The following is an 18,982-nucleotide window of genomic DNA, read 5'->3' as shown; positions in this document are numbered from 1 at the left end:
CCGCCATCTCGCCCGGGGGAGTGGTGCCCGCGCCGATGGTGGCGCGGAGCATCCCGATTCCCGCGTACTTTGATGGGCAACGCCAGCCGCTGAGGGAGCAGTCTTGGCACGGAATATCGGCAGCCGGTACACCGCCCATCAGATCCTGGGACGGGGCAGCGCGGGCACGGTGTGGCTCGGCGAGGGGCCCGAGGGCCCGGTCGCCATCAAGCTCTTGCGTGAGGACCTCGCGTCCGACCAGGAGCTTGTCGGACGCTTCGTCCAGGAGCGCACCGCCCTGCTCGGTCTCGACCACCCCCGGGTGGTCGCCGTCCGCGATCTCGTCGTGGACGGCAACGATCTGGCGCTCGTCATGGACCTGGTGCGCGGTACGGATCTGCGCACCCGGCTCGACCGCGAGCGCAGACTCGCCCCGGAGGCGGCGGTCGCGATCACCGCGGACGTCGCCGACGCTCTCGCGGCGGCGCACGCCGCCGGGATCGTCCACCGCGACGTCAAGCCGGAGAACATCCTGCTCGACATGGAGGGCCCGCTCGGGCCCGGCGGCGCGCATCCCGCGCTGCTCACCGACTTCGGCGTCGCCAAGCTGATCGACACCCCGCGGCGCACCAAGGCGACCAAAATCATCGGCACCCCGGACTATCTGGCGCCCGAGATCGTCGAGGGCCTGCCGCCGCGCGCCGCCGTCGACATCTACGCGCTGGCCACCGTGTTGTACGAGCTGCTGGCCGGCTTCACGCCGTTCGGCGGCGGTCATCCCGGGGCCGTGCTGCGGCGCCATGTCACCGAGACCGTCGTCCCGCTGCCCGGCATCCCCGAGGAGCTGTGGCAGCTTCTCGTCCAGTGCCTGGCGAAGGCCCCGGCCTCCCGGCTGCGCGCCTCCGAGCTGGCGGCCCGGCTGCGCGAGCAGCTTCCGCTGCTCGCGGGCATGCCGCCGCTGGACGTGGACGAGCCCGACACGGAGCCCACCGAGCAGACGTACGAGGAACCGCGGCCGGACGAGGCCGAGCGGCCACGCCGCCGCGGCGCGGTACCGCTGGTGCCCGGCGCCGCTCCCGACTCCAACCGGGACACCCATACGAGCATGCGCGTCCCCGGCCCGGACGAGCTGGCGGGCGGCGCCCGGGGCACCGCACGCGCGCCCCGCTCACCGGGCCAGCGCCGGCCCGGCTCGGCCCGCCACAAGGCGGAGGCCGTCCGCAAGCGGCGTATCACCCTGGGGGCGGTGACGCTCCTGCTGCTCGTGGCTGTGGGGGTCGGCGGCTGGCTGGCCACGAGCGGGGACGGCGAGGACGGAGCCCCGCAGGACTCCAAGCGGACGACGTCACCGATGCCGTAGCGCGGTCCCGGACGCCATGACGCGGCTCCGGGAAACGCGCCGGGTCCCGGTGGCGGCCGTCACGGCCCGGGCAGCGGGGGACGGGTTCCCGCGCTCAGCCGTTAGGCTGGTCCCGTGGCAGTCGTCGATGTATCCGAAGAGCTGAAGTCCCTCTCCTCGACCATGGGGTCGATCGAGGCCGTCCTGGACCTCGACAGGCTGAGGGCCGAGATCGCCGTGCTTGAGGAGCAGGCCGCGGTCCCGTCCCTCTGGGACGACCCGGAGGCGGCGCAGAAGATCACCAGCAAGCTTTCGCACCTCCAGGCCGAGGTCCGCAAGACCGAGGCGCTGCGCGGGCGCATCGACGATCTGGAAGTCCTCTTCGAGCTGGCCGACGCCGAGGACGACGCGGACGCGCGCGCCGAGGCCGAGTCCGAGCTGGAGTCGGTGCGCAAGGCGCTGGACGAGATGGAGGTCCGCACGCTCCTCTCCGGCGAGTACGACGAGCGCGAGGCGCTCGTCAACATCCGCGCCGAGGCGGGCGGCGTCGACGCGGCCGACTTCGCCGAGCAGCTCCAGCGCATGTATCTGCGCTGGGCCGAGCGGCACGGCTACGGGACCGAGGTCTACGAGACGTCGTACGCGGAGGAGGCCGGCATCAAGTCGACGACCTTCGTCGTCAAGACGCCGTACGCCTACGGCACGCTCTCCGTGGAGCAGGGCACCCACCGCCTGGTCCGTATCTCGCCCTTCGACAACCAGGGCCGTCGGCAGACCTCCTTCGCGGGCGTCGAGGTGCTTCCGGTCGTCGAGTCCAGCGACCATGTCGAGATCGACGAGTCCGAACTGCGCGTGGACGTCTACCGCGCGTCGGGCCCCGGCGGCCAGGGCGTCAACACCACGGACTCCGCGGTCCGGATCACCCACATCCCGACCGGCATCGTCGTCTCCTGCCAGAACGAACGCTCGCAGATCCAGAACAAGGCGAGCGCCATGAACGTCCTCCAGGCGAAGCTGCTGGAACGCCGCCGCCAGGAGGAGCAGGCCAGGATGGACGCCCTCAAGGGCGACGGCGGCAACTCCTGGGGAAACCAGATGCGTTCGTACGTCCTGCACCCTTACCAGATGGTCAAGGACCTGCGGACGGACTTTGAAGTGGGTAATCCGCAGGGCGTTCTTGACGGCGAGATCGACGGTTTTCTGGAAGCCGGGATTCGCTGGCGCAAGCAGCAGGAGAAGTAAGCGCGCGCCTTTGTCGACAAGCCCACAAGCCAGTCAGCCAACTGCCGCCCCCGGGGCGGCAGTTCGCGTTTATGTCACAGTTGCAACGCCACACGCCGGACAACTGGCTTCATTCCGGTCATCGTGCGCGCAACCTTCTTGACGCGTATATGAAAACTGGGAAAGCTGACGCGTGGCATGCGTATTTCTGGGGCGCGTGTGACCGGGGGCGGAGCGCACGGACCCCCGACGGCCGCTGCTCCGGACGCTGCACCAATGACGAATGAGCTACTGGGGGTAGCAGGCAAATGACCAAAAAGACGCGGATCCGCGTAGCGCGCGTAGCGGCCGGCGCGGTGATCGCCGCGGGTGCTTCGCTGACCGTCGCGGGCGCCGCTCAGGCCGTCGGTGTCGGGGTCTCCCTCGACGCCGGGCTCGGTGTCGGCGCGAACGTCGGCGCCGTCGACGGGGGCACCAGCGAGGGTGGCACGCAGGGCACCACCGACGGCGGCACCACCGACGGTGCCGTCGGCGGCAACACGACCGTCGGCACCACCGAGGGCACCTCGGTGGGTACGTCCGAGGGGACCTCCACGGGTACGTCCGAGGGCACCTCGGAGGGCACGTCCACCGGTACGTCGGAGGGCACGTCCACCGGTACGTCGGAGGGCACCTCCACGGGTACGTCCGAGGGCACCTCCACGGGTACCTCGGCGGGGACCTCCACGGGTACCTCGGCGGGGACCTCCACGGGTACCTCGGCGGGTACGTCCACGGGCACCTCGGCGGGCACCTCCACCGGTACCTCGGCCGGTACGTCCACGGGCACCTCGGCGGGCACCTCCACGGGTACCTCCGCCGGTACGTCCACGGGCACCTCGGCCGGCACCTCCGCCGGTACGTCCGCAGGTACCTCGGAAGGTACGTCCGAGGGCACCTCGGAGGGCGCCTCCACGGGCACCTCCGGCAGCGACGGCGGCACCGGTACCTGCACCGTCGACCTCGACGGAGCCGAGTGCGCCGACAACACCGACACCGACAGCGCCGGCTCCCAGCCGGTGCAGCAGGGTGAGGCCAAGGAGGAGCTGGCGGAGACCGGCGCCGCCGAGACCACGTTCCTGCTGATCGGTGCCGCGACCATGATCGCCGGTGGCATCGGCTTCCGGATGCTGCCGCGTCTCGTCGGCGGTGGCCGTACCGTCGCCTGACCGAGGCGCATGACACGTACGCCATGACAACGGGCGGTGATGACGCCGCCTGCGTCATGTACAGAAGGGCCCGGACGCTCCACGAGCGTCCGGGCCCTTCGGCGTACGGACGAGATCGCCGGGTATGCCGGGTATTACGCGGTCTGGTGGGCCGCCACCAGCGCCACCGCCGCCACCAGCACTATCAGCAGCGTCAGCAGAGCCATCGGGCTCAGACCTCCCAGGGGGCCCTGCTGCTGCAGGCGCTCCCGGTTGGCACGGCACACACGGCACCTGCCCTCGCTGACGGGCCCCGCGCAGTTGGCGCACACCAATCGGTCGTAGGTCATGCGCTTTCCTCCTCACCGCGCGGCGGAGCCGCAACCAGTGTCTCTCCGCTCAACGCTCGGGGGAACACGACCGTTCCCCCCTCCACTGTGCCAGTTCCCGGGCGTTTCGGCGCGCCCGACGGCGTTCCGTACGGCCCGGCACGAGTGGCGGCCACCTCGCATCCGTGATAATTCGCCCAAGCCCGGGCACAACCCGGGACGCGAACTGCGCGCGCGGACCCGGTTCGCGTAAGGTCACGCAGACCTACTCCCGGCCGACCGTGGTGCATCCCGTGATCCGATTCGACAATGTCTCCAAGACCTACCCGAAACAGAACCGTCCCGCACTGCGTGACGTTTCCCTGGAAATCGAGAAGGGGGAGTTCGTCTTCCTGGTCGGCTCGTCCGGTTCCGGAAAGTCGACCTTCCTGAGGCTGCTCCTCCGCGAGGAACGCACCAGCCACGGCATGGTGCATGTCCTCGGCAAGGACCTCGCGCGCCTGTCCAACTGGAAGGTGCCGCAGATGCGGCGCCAGCTCGGCACCGTCTTCCAGGACTTCCGGCTGCTGCCGAACAAGACCGTCGCGGAGAACGTGGCCTTCGCGCAGGAGGTCATCGGCAAGTCCCGCGGCGAGATCCGCAAGTCCGTCCCGCAGGTCCTCGATCTTGTCGGCCTCGGCGGCAAGGAGGACCGGATGCCCGGTGAGCTGTCCGGTGGTGAGCAGCAGCGCGTCGCGATCGCACGGGCCTTCGTCAACCGCCCCATGCTGCTGATCGCGGACGAGCCGACCGGCAACCTCGACCCGCAGACCTCCGTGGGCATCATGAAGCTGCTGGACCGCATCAACCGCACCGGCACCACCGTCGTGATGGCGACCCACGACCAGAACATCGTCGACCAGATGCGCAAGCGCGTGATCGAGCTCGAAAAGGGCCGTCTGGTGCGCGACCAGGCACGCGGCGTCTACGGCTACCAGCACTGAGCATCGAAAGCTGAAAGGACGCCATGCGCGCCCAGTTCGTCCTGTCGGAGATCGGCGTCGGTCTCCGCCGTAATCTCACGATGACCTTCGCCGTCATCGTCTCCGTGGCCCTCTCGCTCGCCCTGTTCGGCGGTGCGCTGCTCATGCGCGAGCAGGTCAGCACGATGAAGGACTACTGGTACGACAAGGTCAATGTCTCCATCTTCCTCTGCAACAAGAACGACGCGGCGACCACGCCCAAGTGCGCCAAGGGTGCGGTCACCAGCGAGCAGGAGAAGCAGATCGAGGCCGATCTGAAGAAGATGGACAGCGTCGAGACCGTCCACCACGAGACGGCCGACGAGGCGTTCAAGCACTACCGGGAGCAGTACGGCGACACCCCCATCGCGCCCGCGATCACGCCGGACCAGATGCAGGAGTCGTTCCGCGTCAAGCTGAAGGACCCGGAGAAGTACCAGGTCGTGGCCACCGCTTTCGCCGGCCGCGACGGGGTCCAGTCCGTCCAGGACCAGCGGAACATCCTGCAGAACCTCTTCGACCTGATGAACGGCATGAATGTCGCCGCGCTCGGTGTGATGGCGCTGATGCTGGTCATCGCGCTGATGCTGATCGTGAACACCGTCCGTGTGTCGGCGTTCAGCCGGCGCCGGGAGACCGGGATCATGCGGCTCGTCGGCGCCTCCAGCTTCTACATCCAGATGCCGTTCATCATGGAGGCCGCGTTCGCCGGGCTGATCGGCGGTGTGGTCGCCTCGGCGATGCTGATCTTCGGCCGCTACTTCCTGATCGACCACGGTCTCGCGCTGTCCGAGAAGATGGAACTGGTCAACTTCATCGGCTGGGACGCGGTGATCGCCAAGCTGCCGCTGGTGATCGCCATTGGTCTGCTGATGCCCGCCGTGGCCGCTTTCATCGCGCTGCGCAAGTACCTCAGGGTGTGACAAGCACCCCTGGCGGCGTATGGCCAAGCACCGTTCCGTCGCCGGGGGTTGTCCTAGACTCAACGCCATGTCGGGCTCCGGGTCACACCACACGCCCCGCGGCCCGCGCCGCGGGGCGGTCCTGACATTGGTCTTCGTGAGCGTGCTCGCCACGGCCTCGGCGACGGACTCACTGCCGGGCACCGGCGACGACTCGGCCCGGGTGCCGGTGCGTTCCGTCGCCTCGACGGTCGACAGCGACGATCTCGCCAGAGCCGCCGCCGAGGCCGTGGCCGACGGCAAGTCCGGTACGGAGGCGGCCGAGGAGGTCGTCAGCCGCAGCGGCGACCGCTGGGGCGCGGTCTACGACAAGAGCGAGTTCGAGGAGTTCGAGCAGGCCCTGGACGGCGAGTACACCGGTGTCGGGCTGTGGGCCCGGCGCGGCGCCGGCGGGCAGATGGAGGTGACCCGGGTGCAGCCCGGCGGCCCCGCGCAGCGGGCCGGTGTCCGGCCCGGTGACACCATCCGGGACATCGACGCCGACAGCGTCGCGGGACTGCCCGTCACCGAGGTCATGGCGCTGCTGCGCGGCGGCACCGCGAGCGAGGGGGCCGGCGTCGTCGGATCGACCGTTGTCCTGGGGCTGGAGCGGGACGGGCGCAGGTGGACGCGCGGCCTGCGTCGTGCCCGGCTCGCCACCGAGTCCGTCACCGTCGACACGATCAGGGGCGGCACCCTGCGGATCAAGGTCGACGCCTTCACGAAGGGGACTGGCAAGCGGGTCAGGGACGCGGTCCTGGACGCCCCGGCCGGCGCCGGTGTCCTGCTCGATCTGCGCGGCAACGGCGGCGGGCTGGTCACCGAGGCGGTGACGGCCGCCTCCGCGTTCCTCGACGGCGGCCTGGTCGCCACGTACGACATACGGGGCGAGCAGCGCGCCCTGTACGCGGATCCCGGCGGTGACACCGGCCGGCCGGTGGTCGTGCTGGTCGACGCCGGCACGATGAGCGCCGCCGAGCTGGTCACGGGCGCGCTTCAGGACCGCGGCCGGTCCATCACGGTCGGCGCGCGCACCTTCGGCAAGGGCTCGGTCCAGATGCCGAGCCGGCTGCCCGACGGCTCCGTCGCGGAGCTGACCGTCGGCCACTACCGCACACCGGCCGGCCACGGTGTGGACGGCCGGGGCGTCACTCCGGATCTGCTGGTCAGTGAGCGGGCGCAGCAGCGGGCGGAGACAGTGCTGAGCGGACTCGGAGGCGCACGGTAAAGAAGTTGCGCCGGGGTGCGAAAATGGCGGGACTATGGCTAAGGAAACAGGGCGCAAACTGATCGCGCAGAACAAGAAGGCGCGGCACGATTACCACATTCTCGACACCTATGAGTGCGGTCTCGTACTGACCGGCACCGAGGTGAAGTCCCTGCGCCAGGGACGGGCCTCGCTGGTGGACGGCTTCGTCCAGATCGACGGGCACGAGGCGTGGCTGCACAACGTGCATGTGCCCGAGTACACCCAGGGGACCTGGACCAACCACTCCGCCCGGCGCAAGCGCAAGCTGCTGATGCACCGGGTCGAGATCGACAAGCTGGAGTCCAAGTCCGGCGAGACGGGGCACACGATCGTGCCCCTGGCCCTGTACTTCAAGGACGGCCGGGCCAAGGTCGAGATCGCGCTGGCCAAGGGCAAGAAGGAGTTCGACAAGCGGCAGACGCTGCGGGAGAAGCAGGACCGGCGCGAGACGGACCGGGCGATCTCGGCGGCGAAGCGGCGGCAGCGGGCCTGACCCGGCCGCCCGCCCGGCGGAATAGGCTGGCATCGTCCCGCGTTGGTCACGTAGGATGGCAAGGCACCCCACAGCGGGTGCACGCTCGAAAGAGCAGCTTGAAAAATCAACATGGGGATGATCGGTTTCGACAGCGGATGTCGAAGCAGGGGAAGCGAGCCGAGGAAGCGGCAATGATCTCGTAAACCATATGTCGCAAACAATAATCGCCACTTCTAAGCGCGATTCCTCCGCCTTCGCCCTCGCTGCCTAATTAGCAGCTAGCGAAGACTCTGCGGAGTGTCAGCCCGGGGCTGTTCCCGACCCGGATCCTGGCATCAACTAGGGAACTAAACCTCTGAACCCGGTCACGGGGCGCAGAGGGAAACCAAACAGTGACTGAGCCCGTCGGAGACTTGTCCGTGTGATCTCCGGGGCCGAGAAAATCGCAGCGGACTGCGCTCGGAGAAGCCCTGATTCCGCACCGTTGGACGCGGGTTCGATTCCCGCCATCTCCACAATTCCCATGTGAGGCTGAGGCCCCGCCGCCCTACCGGCAGCGGGGCCTCAGCCGTGCCCGGCGCCACGGACGGCGCGGCGGCCGAGCCGCCGGGCGGCCCCGGCGATCATGATCACGGGCCGCGGGCCGGTCCACCGCCTCGGGAGCCGGGCGAGGAGATGTCCGGCCCCGGAAGCGCGCGTGTCGGGGGCCTCGGGCAGGGGATGCCGACGCGCCGCCAGGACCAGGGTGTGGCCGGTGACGGTCAGCAGCGGGGTGTCGGGCGAATGCGGCATGGCTCTACCGTCGCGGCCGGCCCGGCCTCCGGTCCAACACCTGTTCCATGGCCATTCACGCGCCTGTGTTGTTGAATGCGGCGTGCCCCGAGACATCGATCCCCGGCTGCTGCGCTCCTTCGTCGCGACGGCCGAAGAGCTGCATTTCACCCGGGCCGCAGCCCGGCTCCATGTCGCCCAGCAGGCCCTCAGCAGGGACATCCGGCGGCTGGAGCGGGAGCTGGGGGCCGACCTCTTCGTACGGACCACCCGGCGGGTCACGCTGACGGCCGACGGCGAGCGGCTGCTGCCGTACGCGCGGCGGATCCTGGCGGCCCAGGACGAGCTGCTGGCCGCCCGCGCCGACGCGACCCGGCCCCTGCTCGTCGACCTCAACACCGAGGGCATGGTGTCCGGCCGGGTGCTGGCCCGGGCCCGTGAACTCGCCCCGGCCTGCGAGCTGATGGCCCGCTTCCTGAGCGGCCTGACGGGCGCCGCCGCCGAGATCCTCGCCGGGCGGCTCGACGCCTCGTTCGGCTACTTCGAGGGCCTCGACCCGGGTCTGCGCTCCGGGCTCTCCCGGCAACTGGTGTGCCACGAGCCGCTGGCCGTACTGCTTCCGTACGACCACCCGCTGGCCTCCCGCGCCGAGGTGACGCTGGACGACCTGGCGGGCGAGAGCGTGTACGCGGGGGCGGGCAACCCCGGGACCCTGGAATGGACGGAACTGGCGCGGCGGCTCTTCGCCGGACGTCCCGTCGAGATCGCACCGCCCGCGCCCATGGCGGTGGGAGCCGAGGAGTTCCGGCGGGTGATGGGGAAGCAGCGCAATCCCGTGCTCGCCGTGGTGGATTTCCCGGTGATGCCGGGCGCGGTTTCGCGTCCACTGGTCGACCCCGTACCGCTGTCACCACTGTCGCTGGTGTGGCGCAAGGGGCTGAAGCATCCGGGTGTCGAAGCCCTGCGCACCGCGGCGGCCGCACTCGCCAAGGAGGCGGGCGGGCCCGGCCGTTCACCCGGTCCCGGGGTCATATCACTGTCACCGGTTTGATGCACAGCATCCTCGGAAGAAGAACTCGGCCGACACCGGCGTGCGCTACATTCGTGGTCCGGGTGCGGTGTGGTAGGGGGGGTGCTCGGTTCGGGTGGGGGCCCGGCCGACGAAAATCCGGCCAGCCTTGTGTGCGCCCAAGTCGGTCAGTGGGGGATGTGCGTACCGCAGTGGACAATTGGCGAGAAGACGCCCAGAACGGGCGTATGCATGAGCCGAGCGATATAACCATCGAGCTTGACGGCCTGGGTCGTCAGCTTTCTGAACTCCCCGCCGGGCCCCGTTCCGCGCGGGAGTCAGATCTGTCAGGTCGTGCGCGGGAAGGCGGACCGGAGGGCGCCGAAGGACCGGTGTTCGTCGACGCCAGCGGCCGCCGGAGCAAGAAGTTCCGCCGGGCCGGCTGGGTCGTGGCCCTCGCCTGCGCCTGTTACGCGGCGACCGTCGTGGCCGCCCTGATGGGCGGCAACTCCAGCGCGCCCTGGCTCCAGATACCGTTCGCGGACAAGCAGAAGCCGGGCGCCGACACCGTGCAGGTCCAGCCCAGCGCGACGCCCGGCGCGTCCGCCGGGACGACGCCCGGCGCACCGGCGGCCGGACCCACTCCCACGGACTCCGACGGCGCGACCGCTTCGACGCCCTCGGCCGGAGCCACCACGGACGCGCCGGGCAAGCCCGACCCCGGCGCCTCGAATTCGGCGCAGCCGCCCAAGACCTCGACGGGCGGGGCCGGCGGCACCGAACCCGATCCGGGGACCCCGTCGGATCCCGTCGACGATCCGGGCGACGACCCGGCGACCACGGGCGGATCCGGTGGCGAGCCGCCGTCGGAACCGCCGGCCCAGTCGAGCCCCCCGCCCGTCGAGGAGAGCCCCAGCGGTGACCCCGCCGCACACCAAGGCGGCCAGCAGCTTGCCGCGGAAGGCGCACACTAGATGACTTCCTCCGCCCGACGCGCCCGCGGCCGAAAGAGCGAGCGCGTCAGACGGCGCAGACTGCCCATGCGCTATCTGCTGCCCTCACTCATCCTGGTCGCGCTGCTCGCCATGCTGATGCTGCGCGGCTATGTGCACAGCGAGATCCTCGCGGACCACCGCGTCCGTCCGCCGGCCGCCACCGATCAGGTGCCCGACCGGATCCTGGAGGGCGGCCCGGTCATCGACGCGCGGGGCACGGCCGCCGCCAGGTCGCTGAACGTCCCGGACCACAAGCTCGTCCTGACCTTCGACGACGGGCCCGACCCGGTGTGGACCCCCAAGGTCCTCGACAAGCTCAAGGAGTACGACGCCCACGGCGTCTTCTTTGTCACGGGCACCATGGCCTCCCGCTATCCGGCCCTGGTGAAGCGGATGGTCGACGAGGGCCACGAGGTCGGCCTGCACACCTTCAACCACCCCGACCTCTCGTACCAGTCCAGGTCCCGGATCGACTGGGAGCTGTCGCAGAACCAGCTCGCGCTCGCGGGCGCGGCGGGCATCCGGACGTCGCTCTTCCGGCCGCCGTACTCGTCGTTCGCCGACGCCATGGACAACAAGTCCTGGCCGGTGGCCCAGTACATCGGCAGCCTCGGCTACATCACGGTGCTCGACACCACCGACAGCGAGGACTGGAAGCGCCCCGGCCCCGAGGTGATCAGCCGCAACGCCTCGCCGAGGGAGCCCAAGGGCGCGATCGTGCTCATGCACGACTCCGGCGGCGACCGCTCGCAGACCGTCGAGGCCCTGGACCAGTTCCTGCCGGCGATGCAGGGCAAGGGGTACGAGTTCGCCAATCTCACCGAGGCGCTCGGCGCGCCCAGCGCCCACACCCCGGTCACCGGGGCGAACCTCTGGAAGGGCAAGGCATGGGTCGCCGCCGTCGCCCTCTCGGACAATGTCACCGCCGTCCTGGTCGTCGGGCTCTCCGTGATCGGCGTCCTGGTCTTCGTACGCTTCGGCCTGATGCTGCTGCTTTCCTTCGCGCACGCGCGCACGGTGCGCCGCCGAGGCTTCCACTGGGGTCCGCCCGTCACCGAACCGGTGACCGTGCTGGTGCCCGCCTACAACGAACGCGAGTGCATAGCCAACACGGTGCGCTCGCTGATGGCGGGCGACCATCCCATCGAGGTCATCGTCATCGACGACGGCTCGACCGACGGGACCGCGGACATCGTCGAGGAACTGTGGCTGCCGAACGTCCATGTCGTACGCCAGCAGAACTCCGGCAAGCCCGCCGCCCTCAACAACGGCATCGCGCACGCCCGTCACGACCTCGTCGTGATGATGGACGGCGACACCGTCTTCGAGCCGTCCACCGTGCGCGAACTCGTCCAGCCCTTCGGTGATCCGCGCGTCGGCGCCGTCGCGGGCAACGCCAAGGTCGGCAACCGCGAGACCCTCATCGGGGCCTGGCAGCACATCGAGTATGTGATGGGCTTCAACCTCGACCGCCGTATGTACGACGTGCTGGGCTGCATGCCCACCATCCCCGGCGCGGTCGGCGCCTTCCGGCGCCAGGCGCTGGAGCGGGTCGGCGGCATGAGCGAGGACACCCTCGCCGAGGACACCGACATCACCATGGCCCTGCACCGCGACGGCTGGCGTGTGGTCTACGCCGAGCGCGCCCGGGCCTGGACCGAGGCGCCGGAGTCCGTGCAGCAGCTCTGGTCCCAGCGCTACCGCTGGTCCTACGGCACGATGCAGGCGATCTGGAAGCACCGCCGCGCGGTCATCGAGGGAGGCGCCTCCGGCCGCTTCGGCCGCGTCGGGCTGCCGCTGGTCTCGCTCTTCATGGTGCTGTTCCCGCTGCTGGCCCCGCTGATCGACGTGTTCCTGCTGTACGGCCTGGTCTTCGGCCCCACCCAGAAGACCGTCGTTGCCTGGCTCGGCGTCCTGCTCATCCAGGCGGTCTGCGCCGCGTACGCCTTCCGGCTCGACCGCGAGCGCATGACACATCTGATCTCACTGCCGCTCCAGCAGATCCTGTACCGGCAGCTCATGTACGTGGTGCTGCTCCAGTCCTGGATCACCGCGCTCACCGGCGGCCGGCTGCGGTGGCAGAAGCTGCGGCGTACCGGTGTGGTCGAGGCGCCCGGCTCGATCCCGGCGCAGCGCGGGCGGAGCAACGACCGGAGGCCCGTGGCATGAGCACTCATTCCCTTGACGCCGGGGACACCTCCCGCGCCGGACACGGGGCGGCGCCCGGAGCAGTGGTGCCGGGCGGCGCTCCCTCCGGTACCGAGGCCACGGCGGGTCCCGAGGCCAAGACACCCGCGCGGCCCGGCCGTGACCGCTATCTCGATCTGCTGCGTGCCGTCGCGCTGGTCCGCGTTGTCGTCTTCCATGTCTTCGGCTGGGCCTGGCTGACGATTCTCTTCCCTTCCATGGGCGTGATGTTCGCGCTGGCGGGCTCGCTGATGGCGCGCTCGCTCTCGAAACGGACGCCGTGGAGTGTGATCCGCGGCCGGCTGAGGCGGCTGCTGCCCCCGATGTGGGCGTTCGCGCTGATCATCGTGCCGCTGATGTTCGTGATGGGCTGGAAGCCGGTCAGGGAGGAGGGGCTCTGGGGGCTGATCAAGCTGGCCAACTACCTCTTCCCGGTGGGCGCGCCGCCGTATCCCTTCGAGAGCGGTGACGCGGGCGGTCTGCTCGACCAGTCCTGGGCGGACCAGGCGGCGGGCCCGCTCTGGTACATCCGTGCCTATCTCTGGTTCGTGCTCGCCTCGCCGCTGCTGCTCTGGGCGTTCCGCAGGGCGCCGTGGGTGACGCTGCTCCTTCCCGTCGCGCTGACCGCCGTCATCGGCACGGGTGTGGTGGAGATCCCCGGCGAGACCGGGCTCGCGCTCACCGACTTCGCGGTCTACGGCGCCTGCTGGGTGCTGGGCTTCGCGCACAACGACGGGCTCTTCCAGAAGATCCCGCGCTACATCACCGTCTCGCTGGCCGCCTTCACGATGGCCTTCGGCCTGTGGTGGGCCTCCGGCCATCTCGGCCCGGAGGGCTGGAACTTCGACGAGATCCCGCTCGCCGAGGCGACCTGGTCGCTGGGCTTCGTCGCGATCCTGCTCCAGTACTCGCCGTCCTGGCGGGAACTCCCGGGCAGGCTCGCCCAGTTCGACTCGGTGATCACCCTCGCCAACAACCGTGCCGTGACGATCTATCTCTGGCACAACCTGCTGATCATGGCGACGGTCCCGCTCATCGACCAGCTCTGGAGCATCCCGGGCATCGACGCCTTCTCCTCCGAACTGGACGCGGCGTACCCGGCTCTGACGCTGGTCCTCGTCTGGCCGCTGATCGCGCTGATGATCCTCGGCATGGGCTGGGTCGAGGATGTGGCGGCCAGACGCCGGCCGCGCCTGTGGCCGAACGGCTCCAGGCCCGCCGGTGCCAGTGCCGGTGCGGATGCCGGTGCGCGTCGGCCGGCACCGGCCGGAGGCACGCACCGCCGCTGAGGCGACGGGACGGCGGGTGTGCGGCCTGGCCAGCACACCGGTGGCCGCGGCCGGAGCCTCCGCGACCGGTTCCCGAGGTGTCGGGGACGCGGGCTCGGGAGCAGGGTCGGGCTCGGCGCCGGGGGAGTCGTACAGCAAGGTGCGCGTCACGATCCGGCCGCCGGGTCCGCGTTCGACGCGTCGCTCCAGCCAGCCAGCCTGTGGTGGTGCGCCGGTGTCCTGGCGGACGGACGAGCGTTCCTTCCGCACACGCCCTGAACGCCGGTCGCGCGGCGGCTCACAACCGCTCGCCGCCACGGGTGAGAGCAAGGTTGCGTCGCGGTCACCTTGGGGCACGGCGGTGAAACGCGGCGTCCCTACGGTCGGGCAGCACCATTCGATTCCCGTCCGTGGAGGCGCGATGACTGCCCCGACCACCACCGCCGCAGCACACAAGGGGGGCCGCTGGATCGAGCAGTGGGATCCGGAGGACGAGGTGTTCTGGGAGCGGACGGGAGAGCGGATCGCGCGGCGCAATCTGCTCTGGTCCGTCTTCTCCGAGCACATCGGATTCTCCATCTGGTCCCTGTGGTCGGTCATGGTCCTGTTCATGGGGCCCGAGTACGGCATCGATCCGGCCGGGAAGTTCTTTCTGATCGGCACGGCCACCCTGGTCGGCGCCATCGCGCGGGTGCCGTACACCTTCGCCGTGGCGCGGTTCGGCGGGCGGAACTGGACGGTGTTCAGCGCGCTGACGCTGCTGCTGCCGACGGGCGCCGCGTACGCCGTGATGGAGCCGGGCACCTCCTACACGACCTTTGTGGTCGTCTCCGCGCTCACCGGGGTCGGCGGCGGGAACTTCGCCTCCTCGATGACCAACATCAACTCCTTCTTCCCACTGCGGCGCAAGGGCTGGGCGCTCGGACTCAACGCGGGCGGCGGGAACATCGGAGTGCCGGTGGTGCAGCTCGTCGGGCTGCTGGTGATCGGGACGGCGGGCGCCGCGCATCCACGGGTCGTGCTGGGCGTCTACATCCCGCTGATCGTCGCCGCCGCCGTGTGCGCGGCGCTGTTCATGGACAATCTGGCGCCGGTGCGAAACGACGCCGGGGCGGCGCGGGAGGCCGTACGCGACCGGCACACCTGGATCATGTCCGTGCTGTACACGGGCACCTTCGGTTCCTTCATCGGATACAGCTTCGCCTTCGGGCTGGTGCTCCAGACGCAGTTCGGGCGCACCCCCTTGCAGGCCGCGTCACTGACGTTCATCGGTCCGCTGCTCGGCTCGCTGATCCGGCCGGTGGGCGGCCGGCTCGCCGACCAGTACGGCGGCGCCCGCATCACCCTGGGGAACTTCGCCGCGATGGCCGTCGCGACCGCCGTCGTGATCCTCGCCTCCATGACCGGGTCGCTGGCCGTCTTCCTCACCGGATTTGTCGCGCTGTTCCTGCTGACCGGGCTCGGCAACGGGTCGACATACAAGATGATCCCCGGCATCTTCCACGCGCAGGCGGTGGCGAGGGGAATGACCGGTGAGGCGGCGGCGGCCCACGGCCGCAGGCTCTCCGGGGCCTCGATGGGGCTGATCGGAGCCGTCGGGGCGCTGGGCGGGCTCGCGATCAACCTCGCGTTCCGGCAGTCCTTCGGAAGCGTGGGCACCGGCACCGCGGCGTTTGTCGCGTTCCTGGTCTTCTACGCCGGCTGCGCCGCGCTGACCTGGGCGGTATACCTTCGAAAGGAGGCGCCCGGCGCCGCGGTGGCGCAGCCGGAGCCCAGGCTCGGTTTCGCGGAGGTCTGAGCCCTGGGCCGGGAGCCGTACGTAACGGCGGGGAAACGCCGGTGAACCGGGCCTGTCACGCGCCCTTGGGAGGCTCGGTCGTCGTAACCGGCCCCATCCGTGGCAGCGAGCGGGACGAGGGAGCGATGTACGAACGACAGCACGGACCCCTCGCCGGGTTCACCATCGGGGTCACGGCCGCCCGGCGGGCCGACGAGCTCGGCACACTGCTCCAGCGCCGGGGCGGCGCCGTCGTACACGCTCCCGCGCTGCGGATCGTGCAGCTCGCGGACGACGCCGAACTGCTCTCGGCCACCAAGGAACTGATCGACGTGGTGCCCGATGTGGTCGTGGCGACGACGGCGATAGGTTTCCGCGGCTGGGTGGAGGCCGCCGACGGCTGGGGCCACGGCGAGGAGCTGCTCTCCTGTCTGCGCGGCGTGGAGCTGCTGGCGCGCGGCCCCAAGGTGAAGGGCGCGATACGGGCCGCCGGGCTCGTCGAGGCGTGGTCGCCGAGCTCCGAATCGATGGCGGAGGTCCTCGACCGGCTTCTCGGCGAGGGAGTGGAGGGCCGCCGGGTGGCGGTCCAGCTCCACGGTGAACCTCTGCCCGGGTTTGTGGAGTCGCTGAGGGCCGGCGGCGCCGATGTGGTCGTCGTACCGGTGTACCGGTGGATGCCTCCCGAGGACCTTGCCCCGGTCGACCGGCTCATTGACGCCACCCTCGCGCGCGCCGTGGACGCGGTGACCTTCACCAGCGCGCCGGCGGCGGCGTCGCTGCTGTCGCGTGCGGAGACCCGGGGACAGCTCCCGGACCTGCTCGCCGCTCTCCATCACGATGTGCTGGCGGCCTGCGTCGGGCCCGTCACCGCGCTGCCGCTCCAGGCGCAGGGGATAGACACCGTCCAGCCGGAGCGCTTCCGCCTCGGGCCGCTCGTCCAGGTGCTCTGCGCGGAACTGCCGGGGCGCGCCCGGGTGCTGCCGGTCGCGGGCCACCGGATGGAGATCCGGGGCCACGCGGTGCTGGTGGACGACGATCTGCGGCCGGTGCCGCCCGCCGGGATGTCGCTGCTGAAGGTGCTGGCCCGCAGGCCGGGCTGGGTGGTGTCCCGGGCGGAGCTGCTGCGGGCGCTCCCGGGAGCGGGCCGCGACGAGCACGCGGTGGAGACGGCGATGGCACGGCTGCGGACCGCGCTGGGCGCCCCCAAACTGATCCATACGGTGGTGAAGCGCGGCTACCGGCTGGCGCTGGATCCGGCGGCCGACTCCAAATACGGGGATGTCTGACCACGGGAGACGCCCGCCGCCCCGGCTCTGACGGCGGCGGCCCGCCCGCAGCACGCCGTGATCGACGGGCTGGGGGCGGGCCGTCCGCTTCTTGGCCTGCGCTTCATGTCGTGCGGTTCACGGCTTGGTGACCGACCGCTTCAGCGCTGTCTGCCGCGCCCCGGTGGGGCCGGACTGCGGTGGTACGAGCGCGGCTTCACCGCGAGGCGCGCCGGCCGTCTCCTTGTCGTCGTCGGTCCGCCGGGTGAGGCGGTGCCAAAGGCGTCCCAGGGAGCGGAAGAAGCTGTCCGGGAGGAACGCGGCGTCCGCGATGATCATCGCGCCCGAGAAGAGCGGCAGTCCCATCAGCACGGCGATGCCGAGGTGCATACCGAGCAGCGCCGCCAGGACGGGATATTTGAGCCGGCCGAACAGGACGAACGGGAAGGCGACCTGCAACAGCACGGTCGCGTAGCCGACGACGGCGAGCAGCACGGTGTGCTCGTCCACCAGCACGGACAGCTCGGGCCAGGGCCGGAACAGGCCGAGGTTCAGTACGAAGTGAAGCGCGGTCCCATTGCCCCAGGAGCCTCCCTGCACCTTGTACAGGCCGGCGGATCCGTAGAGGATGCAGATCTGACCGGCGATGACGAGCATGCCGCAGTTGTGCAGCACGGTGGTCAGCGTCCGCCGGGCGTACCGGAGTTGCCGCGGGAGCCCGTTGTGGTTCCGGCCCGTGGGCCACTTCGGTGCCAGGTCCCTGGACGCGCGGATCCTGGCCCTGCGGGCGTCGAGCGACCACCGCCGGCCGCAGGCCGTGAGGATCAGATAGACGGACATGAGGAGGATGAGATTGTCTCCGCCGTCCGTCATAAAGATCGACCTGGCGTGGAACGACGCCACGACGGCCGCGAACAGCACGGACACGGCCCTGGTCCGCCAGCCCAGGGTGAACAGCGCGGCGATGACGAGGGCCCCCGCGTAACAGACCTCGAAGTAGGCCCTGCTGTCGGACAGGGTGAGGATGCTGACCCAGCCCGTCTGGTCGAACAGTTCCTTGGCCAGCTCCGGCGTCCAGGGGGAACCCGGCCCCCAGATCTGGTCGCGGTGAGGGAACTCGCGGAGCAGGAAGGCGAGATACAGCAGGCCGTAGCCGATGCGCAGCACCGCGGCCGCGTAGAGGGATACCGGTCGTTCGGTCAGTACGCCGGAGAGCGCGCCGGCCCGGTCGAGGAGCCGCCTGACGGGGTTGGCGTCGGCCTCCCGGCCGGTGCGCCGCCCGGGCGCGGGTGCCATGGGCGCTTCTTGTTCAGTTCCCATCGGGGGTCACCTTCCACCAGGGGAGCAAGCGGGTGTCGACCGGCGCCGGCGTGGTCCTGACCGCCGGTCCGGGGCCGCCCGCCGTCGGGGCCGTGGCGATGGGCAGAGTGATCACCCGGAGCTGGATGGACTCGAACGGGCCGCCCCGGTGGGCGGAGACCCGGTCCGCGGCGATATTGCGCAGATACTTCTGCATCATCGCGGCGCGGTCCGAGTGCGGCTGGTCGTCGCCGCCGTGCAGTTCGAGATAGGTCGTCCAGGCCCGGCGCAGCATGTTCTGCGACGTGTGGCTCGGGAACGGATTGTGCTTGACCGCCGAGGTGTCCACGTCGTTCAGCTCGAACCAGGGGCTCACCTGGACGGTGCCGTCCGGATCCGTGTGCGCGGTGCGCGCGGAGATCTGCCGGTTGATCGACTCCGGGTCCGGGGCGAACAGTCGCCAATTCTGCTCGAACACCGGGAAGACCCAGGCGCTGATCTGTGGTTGGAACTGCCGGGAGACGGAATTCGGCGGAGCCACATGCAGGAACACCAGCAGCACATGGACCAGGGAGGCCGCCAGACACAACACGACGGCGACGCCCAGTCCCGCCTTCAGCGGACCGGCCAACCGCGGTGGCCCGTGGGCCACATGCGACTCTCCGGACGTTCGCGGTGCGGCCGGCCCAG

17 protein-coding genes and 1 other RNA gene are annotated in these 18,982 nt (G+C 70.4%); 14 read left to right on the top strand and 4 right to left on the bottom strand.

Features of this window, described 5'->3' with window-relative positions; genetic code table 11:
- The first annotated feature begins 103 nt into the window (after positions 1-103).
- The 3 genes from ABZ707_RS17520 to ABZ707_RS17510 all read left to right on the top strand — a co-directional run bounded on the left by ABZ707_RS17520 (position 104) and on the right by ABZ707_RS17510 (position 3,747).
- Positions 104-1,339: a protein kinase gene (locus ABZ707_RS17520; protein WP_360174857.1), complete on the top strand. Its 1,236-nt coding sequence runs from the start codon at positions 104-106 to the stop codon at positions 1,337-1,339.
- Between the two features lie 114 nt (positions 1,340-1,453).
- Positions 1,454-2,560, top strand: coding sequence for a peptide chain release factor 2 (gene prfB, locus ABZ707_RS17515; RefSeq protein WP_360174854.1), 1,107 nt, complete (start codon positions 1,454-1,456; stop codon positions 2,558-2,560).
- A 287-nt stretch (positions 2,561-2,847) separates the two neighbouring features.
- Positions 2,848-3,747 carry a hypothetical protein gene (locus ABZ707_RS17510; RefSeq protein ID WP_360174851.1) on the top strand — a complete coding sequence of 300 codons (900 nt, stop codon included), beginning with the start codon at positions 2,848-2,850 and terminating at the stop codon, positions 3,745-3,747.
- Between the two features lie 134 nt (positions 3,748-3,881).
- On the opposite strand, the gene ABZ707_RS17505 is transcribed toward ABZ707_RS17510, so the two are convergent.
- Positions 3,882-4,076: a hypothetical protein gene (locus ABZ707_RS17505; RefSeq protein ID WP_360174848.1), complete on the bottom strand. Its 195-nt coding sequence runs from the start codon at positions 4,074-4,076 to the stop codon at positions 3,882-3,884.
- A 272-nt stretch (positions 4,077-4,348) separates the two neighbouring features.
- Between ABZ707_RS17505 and ftsE the strand changes: the two genes are divergently transcribed.
- From ftsE to ssrA, 5 genes are all read left to right on the top strand, one after another.
- Positions 4,349-5,038, top strand: coding sequence for a cell division ATP-binding protein FtsE (gene ftsE, locus ABZ707_RS17500; protein ID WP_360174845.1), 690 nt, complete (start codon positions 4,349-4,351; stop codon positions 5,036-5,038).
- Positions 5,039-5,061: 23 nt separating this feature from the next.
- On the top strand, positions 5,062-5,979 hold the full coding sequence (ftsX, locus tag ABZ707_RS17495; RefSeq protein ID WP_360174842.1) for a permease-like cell division protein FtsX: 918 nt from the start codon (positions 5,062-5,064) through the stop codon (positions 5,977-5,979).
- Positions 5,980-6,046: 67 nt separating this feature from the next.
- A complete protein-coding gene (locus ABZ707_RS17490) occupies positions 6,047-7,225 on the top strand; it encodes a S41 family peptidase (RefSeq protein WP_360174839.1) in 1,179 nt (392 codons plus the stop codon).
- Between the two features lie 34 nt (positions 7,226-7,259).
- Positions 7,260-7,739: an SsrA-binding protein SmpB gene (gene smpB, locus ABZ707_RS17485; RefSeq protein WP_319678096.1), complete on the top strand. Its 480-nt coding sequence runs from the start codon at positions 7,260-7,262 to the stop codon at positions 7,737-7,739.
- Positions 7,740-7,852: 113 nt separating this feature from the next.
- Positions 7,853-8,239: a transfer-messenger RNA gene (gene ssrA / locus ABZ707_RS17480) on the top strand.
- A gap of 46 nt (positions 8,240-8,285) precedes the next feature.
- On the opposite strand, the gene ABZ707_RS17475 is transcribed toward ssrA, so the two are convergent.
- Positions 8,286-8,513 carry a hypothetical protein gene (locus ABZ707_RS17475; protein ID WP_360174836.1) on the bottom strand — a complete coding sequence of 76 codons (228 nt, stop codon included), beginning with the start codon at positions 8,511-8,513 and terminating at the stop codon, positions 8,286-8,288.
- An 82-nt stretch (positions 8,514-8,595) separates the two neighbouring features.
- Here ABZ707_RS17475 and ABZ707_RS17470 point away from each other — a divergent pair, with 82 nt between their 5' ends.
- From ABZ707_RS17470 to ABZ707_RS17445, 6 genes are all read left to right on the top strand, one after another.
- Positions 8,596-9,543, top strand: a complete 948-nt coding sequence (locus tag ABZ707_RS17470) for a LysR family transcriptional regulator (RefSeq protein WP_360174833.1) — start codon at positions 8,596-8,598, stop codon at positions 9,541-9,543.
- 350 nt (positions 9,544-9,893) lie between these two features.
- Positions 9,894-10,475 (top strand): hypothetical protein, encoded by a 582-nt coding sequence (locus tag ABZ707_RS17465; protein ID WP_360174830.1) that lies wholly within the window; start codon positions 9,894-9,896, stop codon positions 10,473-10,475.
- Positions 10,476-10,541: 66 nt separating this feature from the next.
- Entirely contained in the window at positions 10,542-12,665 is a 2,124-nt protein-coding gene (locus tag ABZ707_RS17460) for a bifunctional polysaccharide deacetylase/glycosyltransferase family 2 protein (protein ID WP_360174958.1), read from the top strand.
- Positions 12,662-13,972 carry an acyltransferase gene (locus ABZ707_RS17455; protein ID WP_360174827.1) on the top strand — a complete coding sequence of 437 codons (1,311 nt, stop codon included), beginning with the start codon at positions 12,662-12,664 and terminating at the stop codon, positions 13,970-13,972. Before ABZ707_RS17460 ends, ABZ707_RS17455 begins: the two co-directional genes overlap by 4 nt.
- 400 nt (positions 13,973-14,372) lie before the next feature.
- Entirely contained in the window at positions 14,373-15,749 is a 1,377-nt protein-coding gene (locus ABZ707_RS17450) for a nitrate/nitrite transporter (protein ID WP_360174824.1), read from the top strand.
- 125 nt (positions 15,750-15,874) lie between these two features.
- On the top strand, positions 15,875-17,014 hold the full coding sequence (locus ABZ707_RS17445) for a uroporphyrinogen-III synthase (protein ID WP_360174821.1): 1,140 nt from the start codon (positions 15,875-15,877) through the stop codon (positions 17,012-17,014).
- 117 nt (positions 17,015-17,131) lie between these two features.
- On the opposite strand, the gene ABZ707_RS17440 is transcribed toward ABZ707_RS17445, so the two are convergent.
- On the bottom strand, positions 17,132-18,289 hold the full coding sequence (locus tag ABZ707_RS17440; RefSeq protein ID WP_360174955.1) for an HTTM domain-containing protein: 1,158 nt from the start codon (positions 18,287-18,289) through the stop codon (positions 17,132-17,134).
- Positions 18,290-18,302: 13 nt separating this feature from the next.
- Positions 18,303-18,944, bottom strand: a complete 642-nt coding sequence (locus tag ABZ707_RS17435; protein WP_360174818.1) for a DUF5819 family protein — start codon at positions 18,942-18,944, stop codon at positions 18,303-18,305.
- Between the last annotated feature and the right edge of the window lie 38 nt (positions 18,945-18,982).

The sequence above is a fragment of the Streptomyces sp. NPDC006923 genome (genome assembly GCF_040635655.1).
Classification (GTDB): domain Bacteria; phylum Actinomycetota; class Actinomycetes; order Streptomycetales; family Streptomycetaceae; genus Streptomyces.
The sequence above is the reverse complement of the archived record's forward strand: the minus strand, read 5'-3'. Positions and strand labels throughout refer to the sequence as shown.

Bases quoted from the DNA above. Each gene is read 5' to 3' on its own strand.
- ABZ707_RS17510 (WP_360174851.1), top strand. From the start codon at position 2,848: ATGACCAAAAAGACGCGGATCCGCGTAGCGCGCGTAGCGGCCGGCGCG.
- ABZ707_RS17505 (WP_360174848.1), bottom strand. From the start codon at position 4,076: ATGACCTACGACCGATTGGTGTGCGCCAACTGCGCGGGGCCCGTCAGC.
- ftsX (WP_360174842.1), top strand. From the start codon at position 5,062: ATGCGCGCCCAGTTCGTCCTGTCGGAGATCGGCGTCGGTCTCCGCCGT.
- ABZ707_RS17490 (WP_360174839.1), top strand. From the start codon at position 6,047: ATGTCGGGCTCCGGGTCACACCACACGCCCCGCGGCCCGCGCCGCGGG.
- smpB (WP_319678096.1), top strand. From the start codon at position 7,260: ATGGCTAAGGAAACAGGGCGCAAACTGATCGCGCAGAACAAGAAGGCG.
- ABZ707_RS17475 (WP_360174836.1), bottom strand. From the start codon at position 8,513: ATGCCGCATTCGCCCGACACCCCGCTGCTGACCGTCACCGGCCACACC.
- ABZ707_RS17460 (WP_360174958.1), top strand. From the start codon at position 10,542: ATGCGCTATCTGCTGCCCTCACTCATCCTGGTCGCGCTGCTCGCCATG.
- ABZ707_RS17455 (WP_360174827.1), top strand. From the start codon at position 12,662: ATGAGCACTCATTCCCTTGACGCCGGGGACACCTCCCGCGCCGGACAC.
- ABZ707_RS17450 (WP_360174824.1), top strand. From the start codon at position 14,373: ATGACTGCCCCGACCACCACCGCCGCAGCACACAAGGGGGGCCGCTGG.
- ABZ707_RS17445 (WP_360174821.1), top strand. From the start codon at position 15,875: ATGTACGAACGACAGCACGGACCCCTCGCCGGGTTCACCATCGGGGTC.
- ABZ707_RS17440 (WP_360174955.1), bottom strand. From the start codon at position 18,289: ATGGCACCCGCGCCCGGGCGGCGCACCGGCCGGGAGGCCGACGCCAAC.